At 50.7% G+C, this 16,913-nt stretch carries 19 protein-coding genes; 6 read left to right on the top strand and 13 right to left on the bottom strand.

All coding sequences use genetic code 11. The features are described 5' to 3' along the window. Position 1: 1 nt before the first annotated feature. Genes flgG through flgL form a run of 6 tightly spaced genes read left to right on the top strand, consistent with a single transcriptional unit; the run spans position 2 to position 5,770 of the window. Positions 2–784, top strand: a complete 783-nt coding sequence (flgG, locus tag NV375_RS08885) for a flagellar basal-body rod protein FlgG (RefSeq protein WP_258807829.1) — start codon at positions 2–4, stop codon at positions 782–784. A gap of 19 nt (positions 785–803) precedes the next feature. Next, entirely contained in the window at positions 804–1,466 is a 663-nt protein-coding gene (locus NV375_RS08880) for a flagellar basal body L-ring protein FlgH (protein ID WP_258807828.1), read from the top strand. A gap of 21 nt (positions 1,467–1,487) precedes the next feature. Continuing rightward, on the top strand, positions 1,488–2,591 hold the full coding sequence (locus NV375_RS08875; RefSeq protein ID WP_258807827.1) for a flagellar basal body P-ring protein FlgI: 1,104 nt from the start codon (positions 1,488–1,490) through the stop codon (positions 2,589–2,591). After that, on the top strand, positions 2,591–2,896 hold the full coding sequence (locus NV375_RS08870; protein WP_126772333.1) for a rod-binding protein: 306 nt from the start codon (positions 2,591–2,593) through the stop codon (positions 2,894–2,896). Before NV375_RS08875 ends, NV375_RS08870 begins: the two co-directional genes overlap by 1 nt. Positions 2,897–2,954: 58 nt before the next feature. Next, positions 2,955–4,562: a flagellar hook-associated protein FlgK gene (gene flgK / locus NV375_RS08865; protein ID WP_258807826.1), complete on the top strand. Its 1,608-nt coding sequence runs from the start codon at positions 2,955–2,957 to the stop codon at positions 4,560–4,562. Positions 4,563–4,573: 11 nt separating this feature from the next. After that, positions 4,574–5,770 carry a flagellar hook-associated protein FlgL gene (gene flgL, locus NV375_RS08860; protein ID WP_126772328.1) on the top strand — a complete coding sequence of 399 codons (1,197 nt, stop codon included), beginning with the start codon at positions 4,574–4,576 and terminating at the stop codon, positions 5,768–5,770. Here flgL and fliR read toward each other — a convergent pair. From fliR to fliF, 13 genes are read right to left on the bottom strand one after another with little or no spacing between them, the layout of a single operon-like run. Beyond that, complete coding sequence (fliR, locus tag NV375_RS08855) at positions 5,767–6,549, bottom strand: flagellar biosynthetic protein FliR (protein WP_258807825.1); 783 nt, start codon at positions 6,547–6,549, stop codon at positions 5,767–5,769. The two genes, flgL and fliR, sit on opposite strands and share 4 nt — an antisense overlap. 11 nt (positions 6,550–6,560) lie before the next feature. Beyond that, positions 6,561–6,830 carry a flagellar biosynthesis protein FliQ gene (fliQ, locus tag NV375_RS08850; RefSeq protein WP_258239644.1) on the bottom strand — a complete coding sequence of 90 codons (270 nt, stop codon included), beginning with the start codon at positions 6,828–6,830 and terminating at the stop codon, positions 6,561–6,563. Between the two features lie 12 nt (positions 6,831–6,842). Beyond that, on the bottom strand, positions 6,843–7,586 hold the full coding sequence (fliP, locus tag NV375_RS08845; RefSeq protein WP_126772319.1) for a flagellar type III secretion system pore protein FliP: 744 nt from the start codon (positions 7,584–7,586) through the stop codon (positions 6,843–6,845). Positions 7,587–7,590: 4 nt separating this feature from the next. Next, positions 7,591–7,968, bottom strand: coding sequence for a flagellar biosynthetic protein FliO (fliO, locus tag NV375_RS08840; RefSeq protein WP_258807824.1), 378 nt, complete (start codon positions 7,966–7,968; stop codon positions 7,591–7,593). Then, positions 7,968–8,372: a flagellar motor switch protein FliN gene (gene fliN / locus NV375_RS08835; RefSeq protein WP_126772313.1), complete on the bottom strand. Its 405-nt coding sequence runs from the start codon at positions 8,370–8,372 to the stop codon at positions 7,968–7,970. Before fliN ends, fliO begins: the two co-directional genes overlap by 1 nt. Next, positions 8,362–9,447, bottom strand: coding sequence for a flagellar motor switch protein FliM (gene fliM / locus NV375_RS08830; protein ID WP_258807823.1), 1,086 nt, complete (start codon positions 9,445–9,447; stop codon positions 8,362–8,364). Before fliM ends, fliN begins: the two co-directional genes overlap by 11 nt. A 33-nt stretch (positions 9,448–9,480) precedes the next feature. Continuing rightward, positions 9,481–9,975 carry a flagellar basal body-associated protein FliL gene (fliL, locus tag NV375_RS08825; protein WP_258807822.1) on the bottom strand — a complete coding sequence of 165 codons (495 nt, stop codon included), beginning with the start codon at positions 9,973–9,975 and terminating at the stop codon, positions 9,481–9,483. Positions 9,976–10,007: 32 nt separating this feature from the next. Beyond that, a complete protein-coding gene (locus NV375_RS08820) occupies positions 10,008–11,441 on the bottom strand; it encodes a flagellar hook-length control protein FliK (RefSeq protein ID WP_258807821.1) in 1,434 nt (477 codons plus the stop codon). Between the two features lie 10 nt (positions 11,442–11,451). Further along, complete coding sequence (gene fliJ, locus NV375_RS08815) at positions 11,452–11,901, bottom strand: flagellar export protein FliJ (RefSeq protein ID WP_258807820.1); 450 nt, start codon at positions 11,899–11,901, stop codon at positions 11,452–11,454. Then, positions 11,894–13,255 (bottom strand): flagellar protein export ATPase FliI, encoded by a 1,362-nt coding sequence (gene fliI, locus NV375_RS08810; RefSeq protein ID WP_258807819.1) that lies wholly within the window; start codon positions 13,253–13,255, stop codon positions 11,894–11,896. The genes fliJ and fliI overlap by 8 nt, the downstream gene beginning before the upstream one ends. Continuing rightward, the gene (locus NV375_RS08805) at positions 13,239–13,979 is read right to left on the bottom strand and encodes a flagellar assembly protein FliH (RefSeq protein WP_258807818.1); all 741 of its coding nucleotides are present in this window, start codon (positions 13,977–13,979) and stop codon (positions 13,239–13,241) included. Before NV375_RS08805 ends, fliI begins: the two co-directional genes overlap by 17 nt. Continuing rightward, positions 13,963–14,982: a flagellar motor switch protein FliG gene (fliG, locus tag NV375_RS08800; RefSeq protein ID WP_258807817.1), complete on the bottom strand. Its 1,020-nt coding sequence runs from the start codon at positions 14,980–14,982 to the stop codon at positions 13,963–13,965. The genes NV375_RS08805 and fliG overlap by 17 nt, the downstream gene beginning before the upstream one ends. After that, positions 14,975–16,765, bottom strand: coding sequence for a flagellar basal-body MS-ring/collar protein FliF (fliF, locus tag NV375_RS08795; RefSeq protein ID WP_258807816.1), 1,791 nt, complete (start codon positions 16,763–16,765; stop codon positions 14,975–14,977). Before fliF ends, fliG begins: the two co-directional genes overlap by 8 nt. Between the last annotated feature and the right edge of the window lie 148 nt (positions 16,766–16,913).

Below are 16,913 nucleotides of genomic sequence, written 5' to 3'. Positions count from 1 at the left end.
CATGATTAAGTCATTATGGATCGCGAAAACCGGGTTAACTGCCCAGCAACAACAGCTTGATGTGATTACCAACAACTTATCAAACGTCAACACGTCAGGTTTTAAGCGTTCGCGCGCAGTTTTTGAAGACTTGCTGTATCAAAACATGCGCCAACCAGGCGCGCTGAATAACGCGCAAGATTCATTACCTTCAGGCCTACAAGTAGGCTCTGGGGTGCGCACGGTCGCAACCGAGCGTTTGCATACGCAGGGTGCGCTGAATAACACCGGTAACTCTCGGGATCTCGCGATTAACGGTAAAGGTTACTTCCAAGTATTGATGCCTGATGGCTCGCGCGCATACACACGCGACGGAAGCTTTCAGATTAATGAAGATGGACAAATGGTGACCGCTAACGGATTGCCTTTAGAGCCAGCGATTTTTCTGCCTGCCAATGCGCTGAGCGTCACCATCGGGCAAGACGGTATTGTAACGGTGACCCAACCCGGTAGCCCACTGGGTAACCAAGTTGGGCAAGTGACGTTGAGCACGTTTATGAATGATGCTGGGTTGGAAGCTCGGGGCGGCAACCTTTACGTCGAAACACAGTCGTCAGGAGCGCCGGTTGAGGCGTTACCAGGCTTTAACGGCGCAGGCACCTTGTATCAGGGGTATGTCGAGGCATCGAATGTGAACGTTGTGGAAGAAATGGTCAACATGATCCAGACCCAACGCGCATACGAAATTAACAGCCGTGCGATTTCAACCAGCGATGAAATGCTGGCGCGTTTAGGTCAGCTTTAAACGCTGAGGAGTTGTGCACATGCGGTTCGTAAATCTTTACATTATTGCGTTGCTTGGGTTGGTCGGTTGTTCTTCAGTGCCCGAGCCCGTGGTCGTTGAGCCTTACGAACCTGTCGCGATCCCTGCACCGCAGCCAGCAGAAGCGAATGGTTCTATCTACCAGGCCCAGATTGGTTACGTTCCCTTGTTTGAAGATCAACGTCCGCGTCTGGTCGGTGATGTGATTACCATTGTCCTTGAAGAGCAGGTCAATGCGACGAAATCGTCGTCGTCAAATGCCAGCCGCTCAAGCAATATGGGAGTTGATCTTGAAGGACTACCGGATGTGCTCCAAGAGCTGGCTGATTATGGCTTTGAAGTTGGCAGCGCTAATGACTTCAATGGCTCCGGCGGCTCGAGTGCATCCAACCAATTTTCGGGCGTTATTACCGTGCAAGTCACGCAAGTATTACCTAACGGAAACTTGCAGGTGCGTGGTGAAAAACAAATTGCGATTAACCAAGGCACAGAGTTCATCCGCTTTTCAGGAATCGTCAATCCGCGCATGGTGAGTGGCCAAAATACTGTGTTATCGACCCACGTCGCCGAAGCACGCTTAGAGTATATCGGTGATGGTTACATTACCGGTGCACAGCGCATGGGCTGGTTACAGCGCTTTTTCAATTACGTGTCGCCACTGTAAAGCAAACGAGGTCATGTCGTTATGTTGTCTGTAAAAAAGGCTTTCTTCTTACTCGCTTTATTGCTCACTAGCGAAATTGCCGGTGCCGAACCTATCAAGCAATTAGCCGACTTTGCTGGCGTACGGCCCAATAACCTTGTTGGCTACGGCCTAGTTGTGGGCCTCGATGGCAGTGGTGACCAAACGATGCAAGCGCCGTTTACTGGGCAAAGTATGGTGAATATGTTGTCACAGCTAGGAGTGACGATTCCGCCAGGAACCAATATGCAATTGCGTAATGTGGCGGCAGTAATGGTGACCGCGACGTTGCCGGCATTTGCGAGACCCGGGCAGCGCCTAGATGTGGTGGTGTCATCGATGGGTAATGCGCGCAGTTTACGCGGCGGCACATTATTAATGACGCCACTCAAAGGTGTTGATGGGCAAGTTTACGCCTTGGCACAAGGTAATCTACTTATCAATGGCGTCAGCGCTGAAGCACAAGGGGCATCGGCGGTGATTAATCAACAGGCGGGTGGACGAATCACCGGCGGTGCTATTGTCGAGCGTTCAGTGGCGCTGGATTTGGGCCGCAATGCCGGCATGCTGCAATTGAATCTCAAGCAACCTGACTTTGCCACTGCCCAGCGCATGATGGATGCCATCAATCAAGAGTTTGGTTTCGGAACTGCGGAAGCCTTAGACGGCGGCACGTTGCAACTACAGGGGCCAACCGATTCAAGCCAACGTGTGCGTTTTATGGCGCAAGTGCAACAACTGGACGTCAATCCAAGTGCGCAGTCACCTCGTGTGGTGTTGAATTCGCGCAGCGGTGCCGTAGTCATTAGTGGGCCGGTGCGGTTGCGCCAAGCAGCCGTTGCCCACGGAAACTTGTCGGTGACCATCAGCTCTGAGCCATTTGTCAGTCAGCCAGGACCATTGAGTGGTGGCGATACTGTGGTGGGTACCACCAGCGACATTACTATTGAACAAGAAGCGGGGACGTTACGGGTTGTTGAAGGCGTCGATTTAATGGCTGTTGTCGATGCATTGAACAGCCTTGGCGCGACGCCAAATGACTTAATGGCGATCTTGCAAGCGTTGCAAACGTCGGGCGCTTTGCGTGCCGAGTTGGAGATTATCTAATGGCAGATATGAGTGCACTACATGGTGTAGCAATGGATGGTAAGCAACTGGATTCGTTAAAAACGTTGAATCAACGAAATCCCGAGAAAGCTGCTGAACAAGCCGCGCAACAATTCGAAGCGCTGTTTATCCAGCAGATGATGAAAACCATGCGGCAAGCGGGTGGTGAGTCAGAGTTCTTTAGCAGTAATGCTATGCGCACTTACACTGACATGTTAGACCAACAATTTTCGAGCGAGCTTGCGCAACGCGGCATTGGCCTTGCCGAGCAGTTACTTGGCGAGTTACAACAAAAAGCAAAATAACGCTTAAGTTTTTGCTGTTTCGGCCGATGCTAAAAGTAAGTTGCAGAGGAATGATTGCATGAGCATTTTTTCAATTGGCTTAAGTGGTTTGCGCGCAGCGCAAGCGGGTCTCTACGCCACCAGTAACAACATCAGTAACGTCAACACTGACGGCTATAATCGAGAGTTGGTGAACCTCTCCGAGAACCGTATGCAAGGTGTTGAAGTCGATGGCATCACGCGGCAGTTCAATCAGTTTGTGGCGACGCGCCTGAACGCTGCAAGTGGCAGCTATGAATCGCTGGAAACCTACTATTCTCAGGTACGCCAAATTGACAATGTCTTGTCCGATGAGCGCTCGGGCTTGAATGCGGTCATGGAAAAGTTTTTTGGTGCGCTAAGCCAGTTTGCTGGCAATCCGGCTGACCCATCAGCACGCGAAGGCGTGCTTGGCACCGCAAGTACGCTTACAGCTCAGTTTCGCTCTTTTGATAACTATCTGCGCGACATCGAGACCAGCGTAAACTCGCAAGTTAAGTTTGAAGTCGACGCAATTAATACAATGACTGGTCAGGTGGCTTCTTTAAACGAAGAAATTCTGATGGCTCGCGCCGTTTCTGGGGTCGCACCAAACAGCCTATTGAACCAACGTGATCAAATAGTCCACGAACTGAGTCAGAAGATGGATGTGCGTGTTTATGAGCAAAAGTCAGGCTCGTATACCCTATCGTTAAGCAATGGTTCGCCGTTGGTTGCAGGTGATCGTGTTTATCAACTGGAAACAGTGACTGATCCTGCCGACCCATCGCGGGTAAGCATTATGTACAACGACGTGGCGGGCAATCCAGTACAATTGAAAGACAGCGTTTTTAGTCGCGGTGCTGTAGCTGGTTTGTTGGAGTTTCGCGCGCAAAGCTTAGATAAGATTCGTGACCAATTGGGTCAGATGGTCGTGGCGTTTGCCTCGGCCTTTAATGAGCAACACATGGCGGGTACCGACCTTAACCAGCAGCCGGGGCAGGCAATGTTCTCGCTCGGACAGACGGTCACCAACACCAACCTTCAAAATGCGGGAACCGCGACCGCAACGACGACCATTACTGACCCGCAAGCCTTGCTGGCGACGGGTTACGATGTTAAGCAAACCGCAACTGGGCTAGAAGTCACGCGGTTAGATAACGGTAAACAAGTCGCCGCAACCTTTGACGCAGGAACGAATACCTTGTCGTTTAATGGTCTTGAAGTTGCCTTTGATGCCGGAACATTGGTTGATGGCGATCGCTTCCGCGTGAATCCTTTGCGCGAGCAAGCTGCTAATTTTGACTTATTGCTTACCGAAGGCTCTGAGCTCGCGGCCGCGCAGTCGAATGCGAGCGGTGATAACCGCAATGCGCTGGCATTGAGTCAACTGCAAGGTGACTTGATCGTCGAAGGTAATGCGACGGTGAGCCAAGCCTACGGCGCTATGATTAGTAGTCTCGGCAACCAGATCAATGTGGTGCAAGCCAATATGGCTGCGCAGCAAGGGCTTACCGAGCAACTTGAAGGTCTGCAGCAGTCTGAGTCTGGGGTTAATCTTGACGAAGAGGCGGCGAACCTTATTCGCTATCAACAGTATTACCAAGCCAACGCCAAAGTCATCGAGACTGGCTCGACCTTGCTTGATACGATTTTATCGCTTAGATAACGGAGCTGGACATGCGTATTAGCACCCCCACCATGTACAACTTGAATGTGTCGTCGATGAACCGACAACAGGCCGAGTTTAGTCAAATCAGTCAGCAAATTGCGAGTGGCAAGCGAGTTGTGAATATTGCTGATGATCCGCAGGCGATGACGCAGGCGGTCAATATTAGACAGTCCAAGGCTGTAACTGAGCAGTATGCTGAGGCGCGGGTTGGTGTGCGGAATTCACTTGCACAAGAAGAAAACGTGCTTAATACCGTTAGCGATGTTTATGCACGTGCGAAGACGCTGCTCGTACAAGCATCTAGCGATACCTTAGCTGACCCTGATCGCGCGGCAGTAGCGAGTGAGCTTAAGGGGCTGTATGAGTCGCTGCAGGGGCTTGCAAATACGCGTGATGGTAATGGCCGTTATTTGTTTGGTGGGTACCAAGATGATACCGCGCCGTTTATCAAAAATGGCGCGGGTACCGTCGACTATGTTGGCAATACCAATGTCCGTGAACAGCAAATTGATGGCGACCGCCGCATGGCGATCGGTCATAGCGGTCAAGATGTATTTCTAAATGTGCATAACAGCGCAAACTACGGTGTGCAAGCCGATGCAGCGAATCAAGGCGCGTTGCGTTTTGATAACGTGAATATTATTGACCCTAATGATCCTAATTTCGGCCAACAATACGACATTACGTTTGAAGAAAATGCTGGGCAATTACAGTACCGCGTTAACGGTGGCGCAGCCATTGATTACAATGATCCGATGAAAATTCCCTTGGACGGCATTGAGCTCGAGGTCAACGGTGTTCCAGTGGCGGGTGATCAGCTCACAGTGGCTCGCGGCGCCGACTTGAATACCAATATTTTCCGCACCTTTGAACAAGCTATCGCAGTTCTTGATCAGCCAGCGGCGACTGACAATCAAAAGGCCAATCGCGCCAATCAGATTCGTTCGGCAATGCAGCAATTCGACAATAGTTTGGACAACGTTTTAACCACCCGTGCCGAAGTGGGAGCGCGTCTTAACGAGCTAGATGGCCTCGATACCATTGGTGGCAATCGTGAGCTTGCCTATGAGCAAGCGTTATCTGACTTGGTCGATCTTAATTATGTTGAGGCAAGTGCGGAGTACAGTTTACGTATTGTCGGCTTACAGGCGGCGCAAAAGACGTTTGTTTCGATGAAAGAAATGAGTCTGTTTAAGTTTCTTTAAGGGCCAACGAACAGCGTATCTAAAAAGTTAAAGCCGAGCTGGAATAGGTTTTGTAAGTAATAGCCCAGCTCGGTCATTAGCACAACTAATAGCACCATCCCTAGCGTCAGTGACATCGGAAAGCCGACTGAGAAAACGGTTAACTGTGGCGCTGAACGATTCAAAATGCCCAAGGTTAAGTTGACGATGAGCAACGCACCAAAGACCGGTAAGGCGAGCAAAATACCCGAGCTAAACACCATCCCCCCAAGTCGCGCAATTGATTCAAAGACGCCGCTTTCGAAGGAACCGAAGCTTGCGATGGGCATCCAGGTAAATGACCGTATTACGATCTCGAACAAGATAAGGTGTCCGTCGATCGTGACAAACAACAGGGTCGCGAAGACATAAAAAAAGCGCGATAGAATCATCGTATTAGCGCCGCTGTCGGGCGAAAAGAAGGTCGCGAAGGCCAGCCCCATTTGCAAACCGATATACTCACCTGCGGCTTGTACAGCGGCAAAGGTAATTTGCATCACGAAGCCAATGGCAACACCAATAATCAGCTGTTCGACGACAATGCCAAAACTTGCCCACGACAACAGAGGAATGTCGGGAATAGCAGGAAGAAGTGGTGCAATGATGATGCTAATTATCGCGGCAACGCCAAGCTTCACCCGATTCGGCACGCTGGAGTGACTAAGCACCGGAGCAATGAGGAGCAAGCCACTAAAGCGACAAAAAGGCCAAAAGAATAGACTTATCCAGGCTTCGAGTTGGGCAAAGGTGATCGAAACCATAACGTACTGCCTTACTGCAACATGCTAGGAATGTTAGTAAAGAGACGCGTCGTAAAATCAATAATGACTTGTAAGAGATAAGGGCCAAGAATCACGAGTACCGCCAAAACACCGAGGATTTTTGGAATAAACGATAAGGTCATTTCATTGATTTGCGTAGCCGCTTGGAACAGGCTGATCAATAGGCCGAGTAACAGTGCAGTTATCAATAACGGTCCAGCAAGGTGCAAACACACAAGCATGGCTTGGTAAGCGATGGTCATGACGGTTTCGGGAGTCATTGCGCGACCTTGCTATAAATAAAAGCTGTTGGCTAATGAGCCAATCAGCAGTTGCCAGCCGTCAACCAGCACAAACAACATAAGTTTGAAGGGTAGTGAGATTGTGGCCGGAGGCACCATCATCATACCGAGGGCCATCAGCACACTCGCAACGACTAAGTCAATGATTAAAAAAGGAATAAAAATCGTGAAGCCGATTTGGAAAGCGGTTTTCAGTTCGCTAGTAACAAACGATGGCACGAGGACCTGAAAGGGTACATCAGCAGGGGTCTGAATCGGACCAACGGCAGCGAGCTCGGCAAACATGGCTAAATCGGACTCACGCGTTTGTGCCAGCATGAATTCCCGCATGGGTTGACCAGCGAGCTCTAAAAAGCGCTCAAAGCCGATGCTTTCTTGGCTGAATGGCAGCCATGCAACGTTATAAACCTCAGTAAATACCGGACCCATGATAAAAAAGGTTAAGAACAGTGCCAGACCTAGTAGTACCTGATTGGGCGGCGCAGATTGGGTTCCCATTGCAGTACGCAACAGACTGAAGACAATAATGAGCCTAACGAAGCAGGTCATCATCAACAGTACGGCTGGTAGAAAAGTAAGGCTACTGAGAAAAAGTAGTGTTTGGAGGGGTAATGACCAACGTTGGCCGCCGTCATCCGTAGGCTCGCTTATCGGCCCAGGGATGGACTGCGCAAAGGCGGTTTCGGGCAGCAGTACTGCGAGCACAAATAAACCAAACAGAACGACGCGCAGCATTCGACTAACCTCTATTTTTTTGCTTTGTTAATTGCTGCTGTAAAGCCGCTTGGAAGCGTGTAGCAAAGGATCCCGACGACGGCTTGGGTAGTTCTTGTGGGGCCATTTCGTGCAATTTGGTGATGCTTTGCGGGGTTACCCCTAATACGAGCCAGCGCTCGTCGACTTCGACAATCATCACGCGCTCTTTCGCACCTAGATGACTGACGCTGACTATTTTTGTCCATTTTTGTGCATTGTTGCCGTTTAAAGCAACGCGCTTAAAAACCCAGCCGCAAAATAAAATCAGTAGAATAATCAGCAACAGGATACCGACGACTTGCCCAAATAAGGCAAGACTGCTGGTCATTTCTAAAGGTTGTGGCGAGGTGGTCGCAGTCATTATCGGTTCAACTTTTGTACACGTTCTGATGGCGTGACAATTTCGGTGATGCGGATGCCATATTTATCGTCTAAGACGACAACCTCACCTTGGGCAATCAAATAACCGTTGATAAGAATATCCATGGGCTCGCCGGCTAAGCCGTCGAGTTCAACGACGGACCCTTGTGCTAGCTCTAAGAGTTGCTTGATGGTGATTTTGGTGCGTCCAAGCTCAACGCTGAGCTTCACCGGAATGTCCATAATCAGATCAAGGTCATTCATTGCCGGCTTTGTAGCGCTATTCGCGACGGTTTCGCTATGCGTGGTTTCCGCTTCCGCTAATGCTTCATCCCAAGGTTGCTCTTGATCCTCGGTTTGCTCCGTTGCTTGAGCCGTCTCTTGGCTTTTGTCTTTATTCGTCATGATCATACTCCTTGGCGCGCATTGGCGAGAACACGCTGTTCTTGCGCTCCTTAAAAATTGAATCAGGGAAACGATGATTATTCAGTACGCGCTTCACTTTTAGCGCACGGTTTTCATCGGTGCTACCGAACTCGCATTCCAGCATGGGCAAGCCATTAACGGTCGCTAGGACAGTTTCTGGAAGATCGATAGGTAGCACATCACCGGGTTTGAGCGACATCACCTGAGGTAACCGCAGTGGCAGTTCGACAAAGTCGGCAATAAGCTCGACATGTGACTGTTGCACCTCATGACTGATGCGTTCCCGCCAAGCCTGGTCATTGCGATTACCGCCAAGATCCGCACGCAAATTTGTTAGTTTTTCCCGCAACGGTTCAACCATTGCGTACGGCATGCAAATCGAGAAATTACTCTCGAGCTGCCCTACCTCTAAATGAAATGTCGTCGTGACCACGATTTCGCTTGGTGAGCTGGTAATCGTCGCAAACTTTGACTGTATTTCGGAACGGATAAAACTGATGTCGAGCGGGTGTACTGCACGCCAAGATTCTTGGTAAGCGTCCATCGCTAAATTCAGAACGCGAGTGATGATGCGCTGCTCCGTGCCAGTGAATTCACGCGCTTCGTTACGTGTCATAAAGCGACCATCACCACCAAATAGGTTTTCGACAATCAATGACACGAGTGCATGCGGAAAGACAATCAATGCGCTTCCGCGCAGAGGTTTCATCGAAATCATATTGATATTCGATGGTGAGGGCGTGGCCTCAGCAAAATCACTAAACCGTTGGTAACGTACAGATTCTACAGTGATGTCGGCGTTGCGTCGCAATAGGTTAAACAAATTCATGCGAAACTGGCGCGCAAACCGTTCATTAATGACTTCTAAAGTATGTAAGCGCTCACGTACAATGCGTGCCTGAGAGGCTGGATCAAAGGGCTGTTGAGAGACCTTTTTTTTGGTTTTACTAGACAACTTTTGCGACGCATCAGGCGCAGCTTCGCCACGTCCGACATCGGACGTAGCAAGCATAGCGTCAAGTTCGTCTTGCGAAAGTTGGTGGCCGTTACTCATGTTTTTCCTTTACTGCACTATTTTCCGCGCTATTTACTGAACGATGAACTCGGTAAATAACACATCATTGATTTCAATGGGCTCATCGCCGTTGTACGGTTGGCTTAACGTGCTAGCAATTGATTGTGCGAGCGTCTTCTTGCCTTCCGATTGGGCAATTTTCTCTGCACGTTGGCCTGACAATAAAACCAGCAAGCGGTTGCGCACTTGTGGCATATTTTTGCTAAGGGTTTCTTTAACCTTGTCGCTTGGTAATTCAAGGGTTAGCCCAGCATAAAGTAGCCGTGGACCAAATTGATCACTCGCTAGGTTTACGGTAAACGGTGAAATCGAAAGAAAGACTGGATCAGCACTTTCCTGCTCGACAGGTTGTCCATTCCCGGCTGCTGCTTGCGCTGCAATCGAGCGTGTGTCCCATAGTAGCCAAGTATTTAAAGCTACTAGGATCATCATAAAAAACACGAGTACATAAAGAAGTTTTGAACTCGATTTTGCTTGTTGTGCTGCTTGCTCTTTCTTTGTTGCCATTACTGCGCTCCTTTATTTCTACGCATTCCTATCTATGCATAAAGATCCACGCGACCATCATCTGGAACACGGGAACTTTGGTTAGCCGCCATTTCTTCATTATTATTTTCGGCGGATTCGCGCAAATCTAAAGGGTTGTTTGGCGATTGTCGAGTCGATTGTTGTTGCTCCTGCTGGCCAGACTGCTGCCAAGAGCTTTGTTGCTGACTGACGGTACTGTCAGCCAATTGTAAGCCTTGGGCTTGCAATGCCTCGCGTAACATTGGTAAGGCGTTTTCGAGAGCGCCACGAACGTGTTGGCTATGCGTCAAGATATGCAATTGTGTTGCTTTGTCATCTTGAATCAATTGAATCTGCAGTGGGCCTAGATCTGCTGGCCGTAAATGCAATGTCATTTCATTCTGATTGCGCATCACCATTTGCACGACGGAGTCATTAAGTTGCGCTTGCCACGCTTGAGTTCCGACGGACGGTTGTAATACCGATGCTTGGTTCACCGCAGCAGGTATTTGCGCACGCTCAGTGGTGACGACTTGAATAGTTTGGAGTGCGTGCGATGGGGTTGTTTGCGCTGAATCCGACGCCGACAACGTTGCCGAAGTACCTACGGCGCTTAAATTTTCAGCTGCAAATGCGGCCGACGACGATGTCTGTGTAAATGTTGGAACGTGTTGTTCTGCGGAGCGGTTCCCATTGGTCGCAGTCATTTGCGCTGCTTTTAAGTTGTCTGTCGCCGCACGAGAGGAATCGTGCGCAGCGGCATTGCTACTAGCGTTTTGCTGCTCGACTCCGCGAGGTACTTCTACACGCTGCTGCAGACGTTCATGTTGTGCCAGCTCTTGGCTCATTATGGGTGTCTGACCGTTGGTTTGGCTCGCAGCCGCCGTTGCGGAGGTCGTTACAATCGTACCTGCGATTTCTTTACGGGCTAATGCAGCCTGTTCGGTAACTTGCTGGGCTGCATTTGTTTTGTTGTGCGGGGTGGCCTGGGCCAGTGTTTGCACGCCGTCGGCAGGGGCTGGGCTCGTCCCGTGAGAAAGTGCTTTAGTATTCCCGGAGTTGGTTAGGGCGGCAGTAGCAACGTCACGTTGGCCGATCGTTAAAGGGTCGAGAGGTGCGTTATTCGCCCGCATCGTTGCGGCAAGCTCTGGTTTTGGCAGCTGCTGAACGTCGCCTTTAGATGGCTCTTGCGCATGCTGGGCTACCAGTTGCAATTGCGCACCTTGCATCGCTAGCCATTGTGTTGCGTCGGGCGATACGATTGCTTCGATGTCGTCAACCGAGGAAAAATCACGCGAGGCGAGTTGCATAGCGTTCTGGCCAGCTGTTTGCTCGGTTGGCTGGGATGAAAGCGCCTGAAAAACATCGGCGAACGCACCTTCGCCTCGCGTGTGGGAGTCTTGGTTCGCATCTTGACGCGCGCTAAAGGCGTGCGTCAGAGCTTTCAGTAAAGCGAGTTGAACCATGTGTGTATCCTCAAGTTGTTTTGCGTCGATGACGCAAATACATCGTCAGTGATAATTCGTCGTTCTGCCGTTGTTCGGCGCGTTCACGTTGCTGTTTTATGCTCGTGTGTTGACGCTCTTGCAAAAGGTCAAACGATTGCCAGCGACGCTGTTTTTCTAACCACTTTTGCTTACTTTTCGCAATGCGCTCTTCATTTTGTGCTAGTGCTTCTTGCGCCTGCGCAATAGCTCGATCAAGACTGGCTAAGAAGGCGCGATAGGTGCCGAGCATGGTCGACTGAATACCAATCCGCATTTGCTGCTGTAGCTGCAGAGCGTACTCGTGTCGATACTGCTGAAGCATTTGTAACTGTTGCGCAATCTTTTCTTTGTTATTGCGGTCCTCAGCAAGTAATTGCGCCGCTTGCGTGCGTGCTTTCTCAGCTTGTTCAGTCAAATGAGCTAATGCGACACTATTCATTATGCCCTCCTAAAAGCAAATCTAAGCTTTTAATAGCGGCCTCAAAAGTGGCTTGTTCATCCATTTGCTGCTGCAAAAAAGACTCGATGCGGGGGAATTTTTGCACCGCTTGGTCAAGCAATGGATCGTGTCCGGGACTGTAAGCTCCAACACTGACAAGGTCTCGGTTGCGTTGGTAGACCGAGAATAGCTTTTTGATTTTTTGCGCGGCGATGACTTGTTGTTGCTGCACGACTGCGGGCATGACACGACTAATCGACGCTTCAATGTCGATCGCTGGATAATGACCGCTGTCGGCGAGCTCTCGTGACAGCACAATGTGACCGTCGAGTATGGCGCGAGTTGCATCAGCAATCGGATCTTGTTGATCATCGCCCTCGGTGAGCACGGTGTAAAAGGCTGTAATAGAGCCACTCCCGCGGCGGCCATTACCTGCGCGTTCAACCAAAGCTGGTAGCTTGGCAAAAACGCTGGGTGGATAGCCTTTGGTGACTGGCGGTTCGCCAATCGCTAGCGCAATTTCCCGTTGCGCCATGGCATAGCGCGTGAGGGAATCCATAATCAACAGGACGTTCTTACCCTGATCACGAAAGTCTTCCGCTAGCCGTGTGGCATAGGATGCGCCTTGCAATCGTTGCAGCGGCGAGGCATCAGCTGGGGCTGCCACCACCACCGAGCGTTTGCGCCCTTGTTCACCTAAGATACTCTCAATAAATTCTTGAACTTCGCGGCCCCGTTCACCGATGAGGCCGACGACAATGACATCAGCCTTGGTGTAACGCGCCATCATACCCAGGAGGACCGACTTACCTACCCCTGAACCAGCAAAAAGACCAATGCGCTGGCCACGACCCACACTAAGTAACGCATTGATGGCTCGGATGCCAACGTCAATGGGTTGTTTAATGGGCGCCCGTTGCATGGGATTGATTTGTGCTGAGGCTAATTCGCCGTACCGTGTTCCTTTTGCTAACTTCTGCCCATCCAACGGGCGACCGGAACCGTCAACGACCCGTCCGAGAAGTGCTTCACCAAGCGGAAAGCGGCGCTTTGTCGTGGTGCCGCCCAGCGGGATGACGCGCGCTCCAGGGGTGAGGTTTTGGACTGATTCAAGCGGCATTAAAAACGTAATGTCGTCCGCGAAGCCAACAACTTCTGCTTCAAGCGTGATGTGCTCGCCAACAATTTCACAGGCACTGCCAACCGGAAGTTTCAAGCCAACGGCTTCGAGGACCATGCCAGTAGCGCGGACCAGACGCCCGCAAGCAAACCAGCGTTGGTGGTCGGCCACCCGCTGAGAAACACTTGCAAGTGTGCTTTGCCAATGGCCAATGGAGTTAGCTGTGCTGTTCACTACGCCCCCGCAATTGACTGATGATACGTTCCCAACGCGCTTCAATGGTGGCGTCGATTTCGCCCTGAGAGCTGATCAGCCGGCAGCCGCCGCGCTCAAGCTTTTCGTCGTGTCGGACGCGCCAACCGTGCGTTTTCAGCTCGTCATTGAGATGTTCCTGTACGATCTGTGCGTCCTCTGGGTGCAACAACAAGGTTGGACGGTCTTTAATAAATGGGTCTTCGTGAATGATTTCGCGCACTAGCGTTAGAATTTCTTCAGGGTGCGTTTGCAGTGCTTCGCCTGCAAGTTGGCGACCGACAGTTACAGCCAACTGCACGAGACTTTCGGCAAGCTGTTCGTCAATGCTTTGTAATGCACCCTCAAGTTCTGAGAGCATGTTATTTAACGGACTCAAGGTCGTTTGGCAACGTTCCTCAAAGGCCTTTTCGACTTCTTTTTCGGCAGTTTCTTTGCCTGCGCTATAACCTTCTGCAGAGCCTTTCTCAAAGCCCTCTTGATAACCTTTTTCGTAAGCTTCGGTGCGAGCGTGTTCACGCAGCTGTTTGAGTTCTTCTTGTGCCTTAAACGAACCTTTTTGCGGCGCTTTTGTAACGGCAGGAGATTCGCTGTCTGCTTGCAATGTCTTAAACGACCAGGCTTGCCACTCGCCCTCAGGCGGCGCAGCTGGTTTCTCTTCTAACGGCTGAGCCGCTTTGTTAAAAGGCTTAAACGTAGGCATCATCACCACTGCTTAGGACAATTTCACCGCTATCGGCCAAGCGTCGAACAATTTGCAAAATTGCTTTCTGCTCGGTTTCGACTTGCGAGACGCGAATAGGACCGCGGGTTTCCATCTCTTCACGGATGATTTGGCCGGCGCGCTGCGACATGTTGCGCAAGAACTTATCAACCAACTCGTTAGGCGCACCTTTGAGTGCAACCACCAACGAAGACGTTTCGATTTGGCGTAGTAATACTTGGATACTGCGGTCGTCCAAATCGAGTAGGTTTTCGAATAGGAACATTTCGTCGATGATTTTTTGTGCCAACTCGTCGTTGTAGGCTCGAATATTTTCCAATGCGGTGTCTTCTTGGCCGGTGCTGAGCAAGTTGAGGATTTCAGCGGCAGTGCGAACGCCGCCCATTTTGCTGCGTTTCAGCGACTGACCGTCAAGCATACCGCCAAGTACTTCGGTGAGCTCCTGCAAGGCTGCAGGTTGTACACCTGTAAACGATGCAATACGCAGAACTACATCGTTGCGTAAGCGCTCCTCGAATAGCTCAAGTACGCCAGCGGCTTGCGCACGGTCAAGGTGAATCAAAATGGTTGCAATGATTTGCGGATGCTCATCCTTAATCATTTCGGCAACTTCCGGAACGTCCATCAAATTAAGAGCGTCAATGCCAACGCCGCCAACCTTATGCTCCAAGACATCTTCGATCAGCGTGTTGGCGCGATCTGCACCTAATGCCTTGGTAAGTACCGAGCGAACATAGTCGTCGTATTTGTCTAACGCCGGTGTGTTCGACAAGTCTTGATGGAAAGCTTCAAGGACGCGTTTTATCTCGGCATGTGAGACGTCATTGAGCTTGGTCATTTCTTTACTGATTTTTTGAATCATATTCGGCGGAAAGTGCTTGAAGACTTCCGCCGCAGACTCTTCTTCGAGCATGAGCAGCATCAAGGCGGCACGGCGAATGCCCGACATTTCTTGGCGTTGGGTGTCGTTCGTGGCGTTAGACATGGTCATCCTCGTCAATCCAATTCTGCAAGATTCGCGCGACTTGGCGCGGATTCGTCTCTGCGGCCTCTTTAGCCTTCGTCAGTGCCTCGTTATAACTTTGATTCGAGTTCTTTTCGGGCCAGTTAAAGTCGTCTTTGACTGGCTCTTGGCGAGCGGAGCTAGAGTTTGCCGTTCGTTCGCGAGTCGTTGCGTTGCTTGGCTCTAATGATTCGTCGTCATCGCCAACCACAGCGCGTAGTTGACCGCGTTGAGCAGGGCTTGCGCTAGCTTCGACAGCGGCTTGGCGACGGCGCAGCAGAGGTCGCAACACCAGTAAATAGAAGAGTAATGCTGCGACACCAGCGGCAACGTATTTGATGATTTGCTTAATCAAGTCGAGTAATGCTTGTTGTTCGTACCAAGCGCGTACGACAGGATCTTCTTGTTCTGGCACAAAAGCAGTGTTCACCACCTCAAGTTGATCTCCGCGTTCGGCCGAGAAGCCCATGGCTTGGCGGATGAGGCGTTGAATGTATTCGATTTCTTCGTCGCTGCGAGGCACCAGAACCGGCTGGCCTTCTTCATCGGTGCTGGTGCGGTGGTTGACGACGACGGCAACCGATAGGCGCTGTAATACACCTTGTTGGTGTTGAATATGTGAAATGGTGCGGTCGAGCTCGTAATTCACGACTTGGTCTTGTTGTAGACGGTAGTTGCTGTCAGCGTCGTTATTGGCCACCGCTTGCTCATTGTTTTCCGCATTCGCCGCGTTGCTGACGGGCGATGGTTCTACACCAGGGGGCGTGTTGGTCAATGCTCCGGGAACGCCTTGTGCTCCGTTGCCATTGCCGTTGACGTTCAGATTACGCTGAATGCTACGAATTGCTGCGGTTTCCGCGGTGGGATTCGGGGTATAACGTTCCTCAGTAGCTTCCCGCTTGGAAAAGTCTACTTCGGCAACAACTTGCGCTTGCAGGTTATCGACGCCAAGAATAGGTGTCAGAATAGCCTCAATGCGCTGTTGATACGTACGTTCAATTTCACGCACATAATCGAGCTTAGTGCCGCTTAAGGCATCATTATTAGCCTTTTGCGACAGCAGGGCACCGTGCTGATCGACAACAGTGACCTGATCAGGAGCAAGGTCGGCAACACTGCTCGATACCATATGCACGATGGCCTGAATTTGTCCTTCGCCAAGCTTCCGCCCTGGGTGCAAAGTTAGCACCACAGACGCTTTTGCCGGTTGACGGTCGCGCACAAATACCGAATCTTTCGCCATGGCAAGATGGACGCGGGCGCGCAGCACTGGGCCTAATGCTTCCATCGAGCTGGCAAGCTCGCCCTCAAGTGCCCGCTGGAAGTTTACTTTTTCAGCGAATTGACTAATCCCAAAGGCTTGGTTGTCAAGTAATGAAAAGCCAACGTTGCCAGCGTTGGGCAGCCCCTGTTCAGCGAGTTGCAAACGCAAGCGGTGTACTTGATCGCTAGGAACGGAGATAGTGCCATTGGCATCAATTTGATAAGGGACCTGGCGACTATCGAGCTCAGTGATAATACGACCACCATCGGCCTCGCTTAAATTACTATAAAGGACTCGGTACTCCGGTGCGGAGACCCACAAGAGCAGTACAAAAATCAAGCCAATGAATGCGGCCCCACCAAGCAGTAGCGGTACAAGACCGTTTTCTTTGATCGCCATCAACCAAGCAATCGAGCCATTTGCGGCTGCGCTTTTGTTGCTGTCGTTTGGCTGCGGCTTGGTGGCTCCGGCGGCAGTCGCTGTTGCTTGGCTTGCTTCCATATCGCTGATTGACTCTTGGGTTGTAACACAAATGAAAAACGGATTTATCTAGAGCACATTATGCGGATGTATAGGCAAGGCAAAGAAAAGAAAAGCGTACTTTTTTACGGCCTTTTACTTCTTTCGACCATGAAGCAAGCTGTTACTT

It is taken from the genome of Pseudidiomarina sp. CB1 (genome assembly GCF_024752025.1).
GTDB lineage: Bacteria > Pseudomonadota > Gammaproteobacteria > Enterobacterales > Alteromonadaceae > Pseudidiomarina.
Note: the sequence above shows the minus strand (reverse complement) of the source record. Positions and strands in the feature narration are given on the sequence as shown.

Coding starts and splice junctions, on each gene's coding strand:
- flgG (WP_258807829.1), top strand. CDS start 2: ATGATTAAGTCATTATGGATCGCGAAAACCGGGTTAACTGCCCAGCAA.
- NV375_RS08880 (WP_258807828.1), top strand. CDS start 804: ATGCGGTTCGTAAATCTTTACATTATTGCGTTGCTTGGGTTGGTCGGT.
- NV375_RS08875 (WP_258807827.1), top strand. CDS start 1,488: ATGTTGTCTGTAAAAAAGGCTTTCTTCTTACTCGCTTTATTGCTCACT.
- NV375_RS08870 (WP_126772333.1), top strand. CDS start 2,591: ATGGCAGATATGAGTGCACTACATGGTGTAGCAATGGATGGTAAGCAA.
- flgK (WP_258807826.1), top strand. CDS start 2,955: ATGAGCATTTTTTCAATTGGCTTAAGTGGTTTGCGCGCAGCGCAAGCG.
- flgL (WP_126772328.1), top strand. CDS start 4,574: ATGCGTATTAGCACCCCCACCATGTACAACTTGAATGTGTCGTCGATG.
- fliR (WP_258807825.1), bottom strand. CDS start 6,549: ATGGTTTCGATCACCTTTGCCCAACTCGAAGCCTGGATAAGTCTATTC.
- fliQ (WP_258239644.1), bottom strand. CDS start 6,830: ATGACTCCCGAAACCGTCATGACCATCGCTTACCAAGCCATGCTTGTG.
- fliP (WP_126772319.1), bottom strand. CDS start 7,586: ATGCTGCGCGTCGTTCTGTTTGGTTTATTTGTGCTCGCAGTACTGCTG.
- fliO (WP_258807824.1), bottom strand. CDS start 7,968: ATGACTGCGACCACCTCGCCACAACCTTTAGAAATGACCAGCAGTCTT.
- fliN (WP_126772313.1), bottom strand. CDS start 8,372: ATGACGAATAAAGACAAAAGCCAAGAGACGGCTCAAGCAACGGAGCAA.
- fliM (WP_258807823.1), bottom strand. CDS start 9,447: ATGAGTAACGGCCACCAACTTTCGCAAGACGAACTTGACGCTATGCTT.
- fliL (WP_258807822.1), bottom strand. CDS start 9,975: ATGGCAACAAAGAAAGAGCAAGCAGCACAACAAGCAAAATCGAGTTCA.
- NV375_RS08820 (WP_258807821.1), bottom strand. CDS start 11,441: ATGGTTCAACTCGCTTTACTGAAAGCTCTGACGCACGCCTTTAGCGCG.
- fliJ (WP_258807820.1), bottom strand. CDS start 11,901: ATGAATAGTGTCGCATTAGCTCATTTGACTGAACAAGCTGAGAAAGCA.
- NV375_RS08805 (WP_258807818.1), bottom strand. CDS start 13,979: ATGATGCCTACGTTTAAGCCTTTTAACAAAGCGGCTCAGCCGTTAGAA.
- fliG (WP_258807817.1), bottom strand. CDS start 14,982: ATGTCTAACGCCACGAACGACACCCAACGCCAAGAAATGTCGGGCATT.
- fliF (WP_258807816.1), bottom strand. CDS start 16,765: ATGGAAGCAAGCCAAGCAACAGCGACTGCCGCCGGAGCCACCAAGCCG.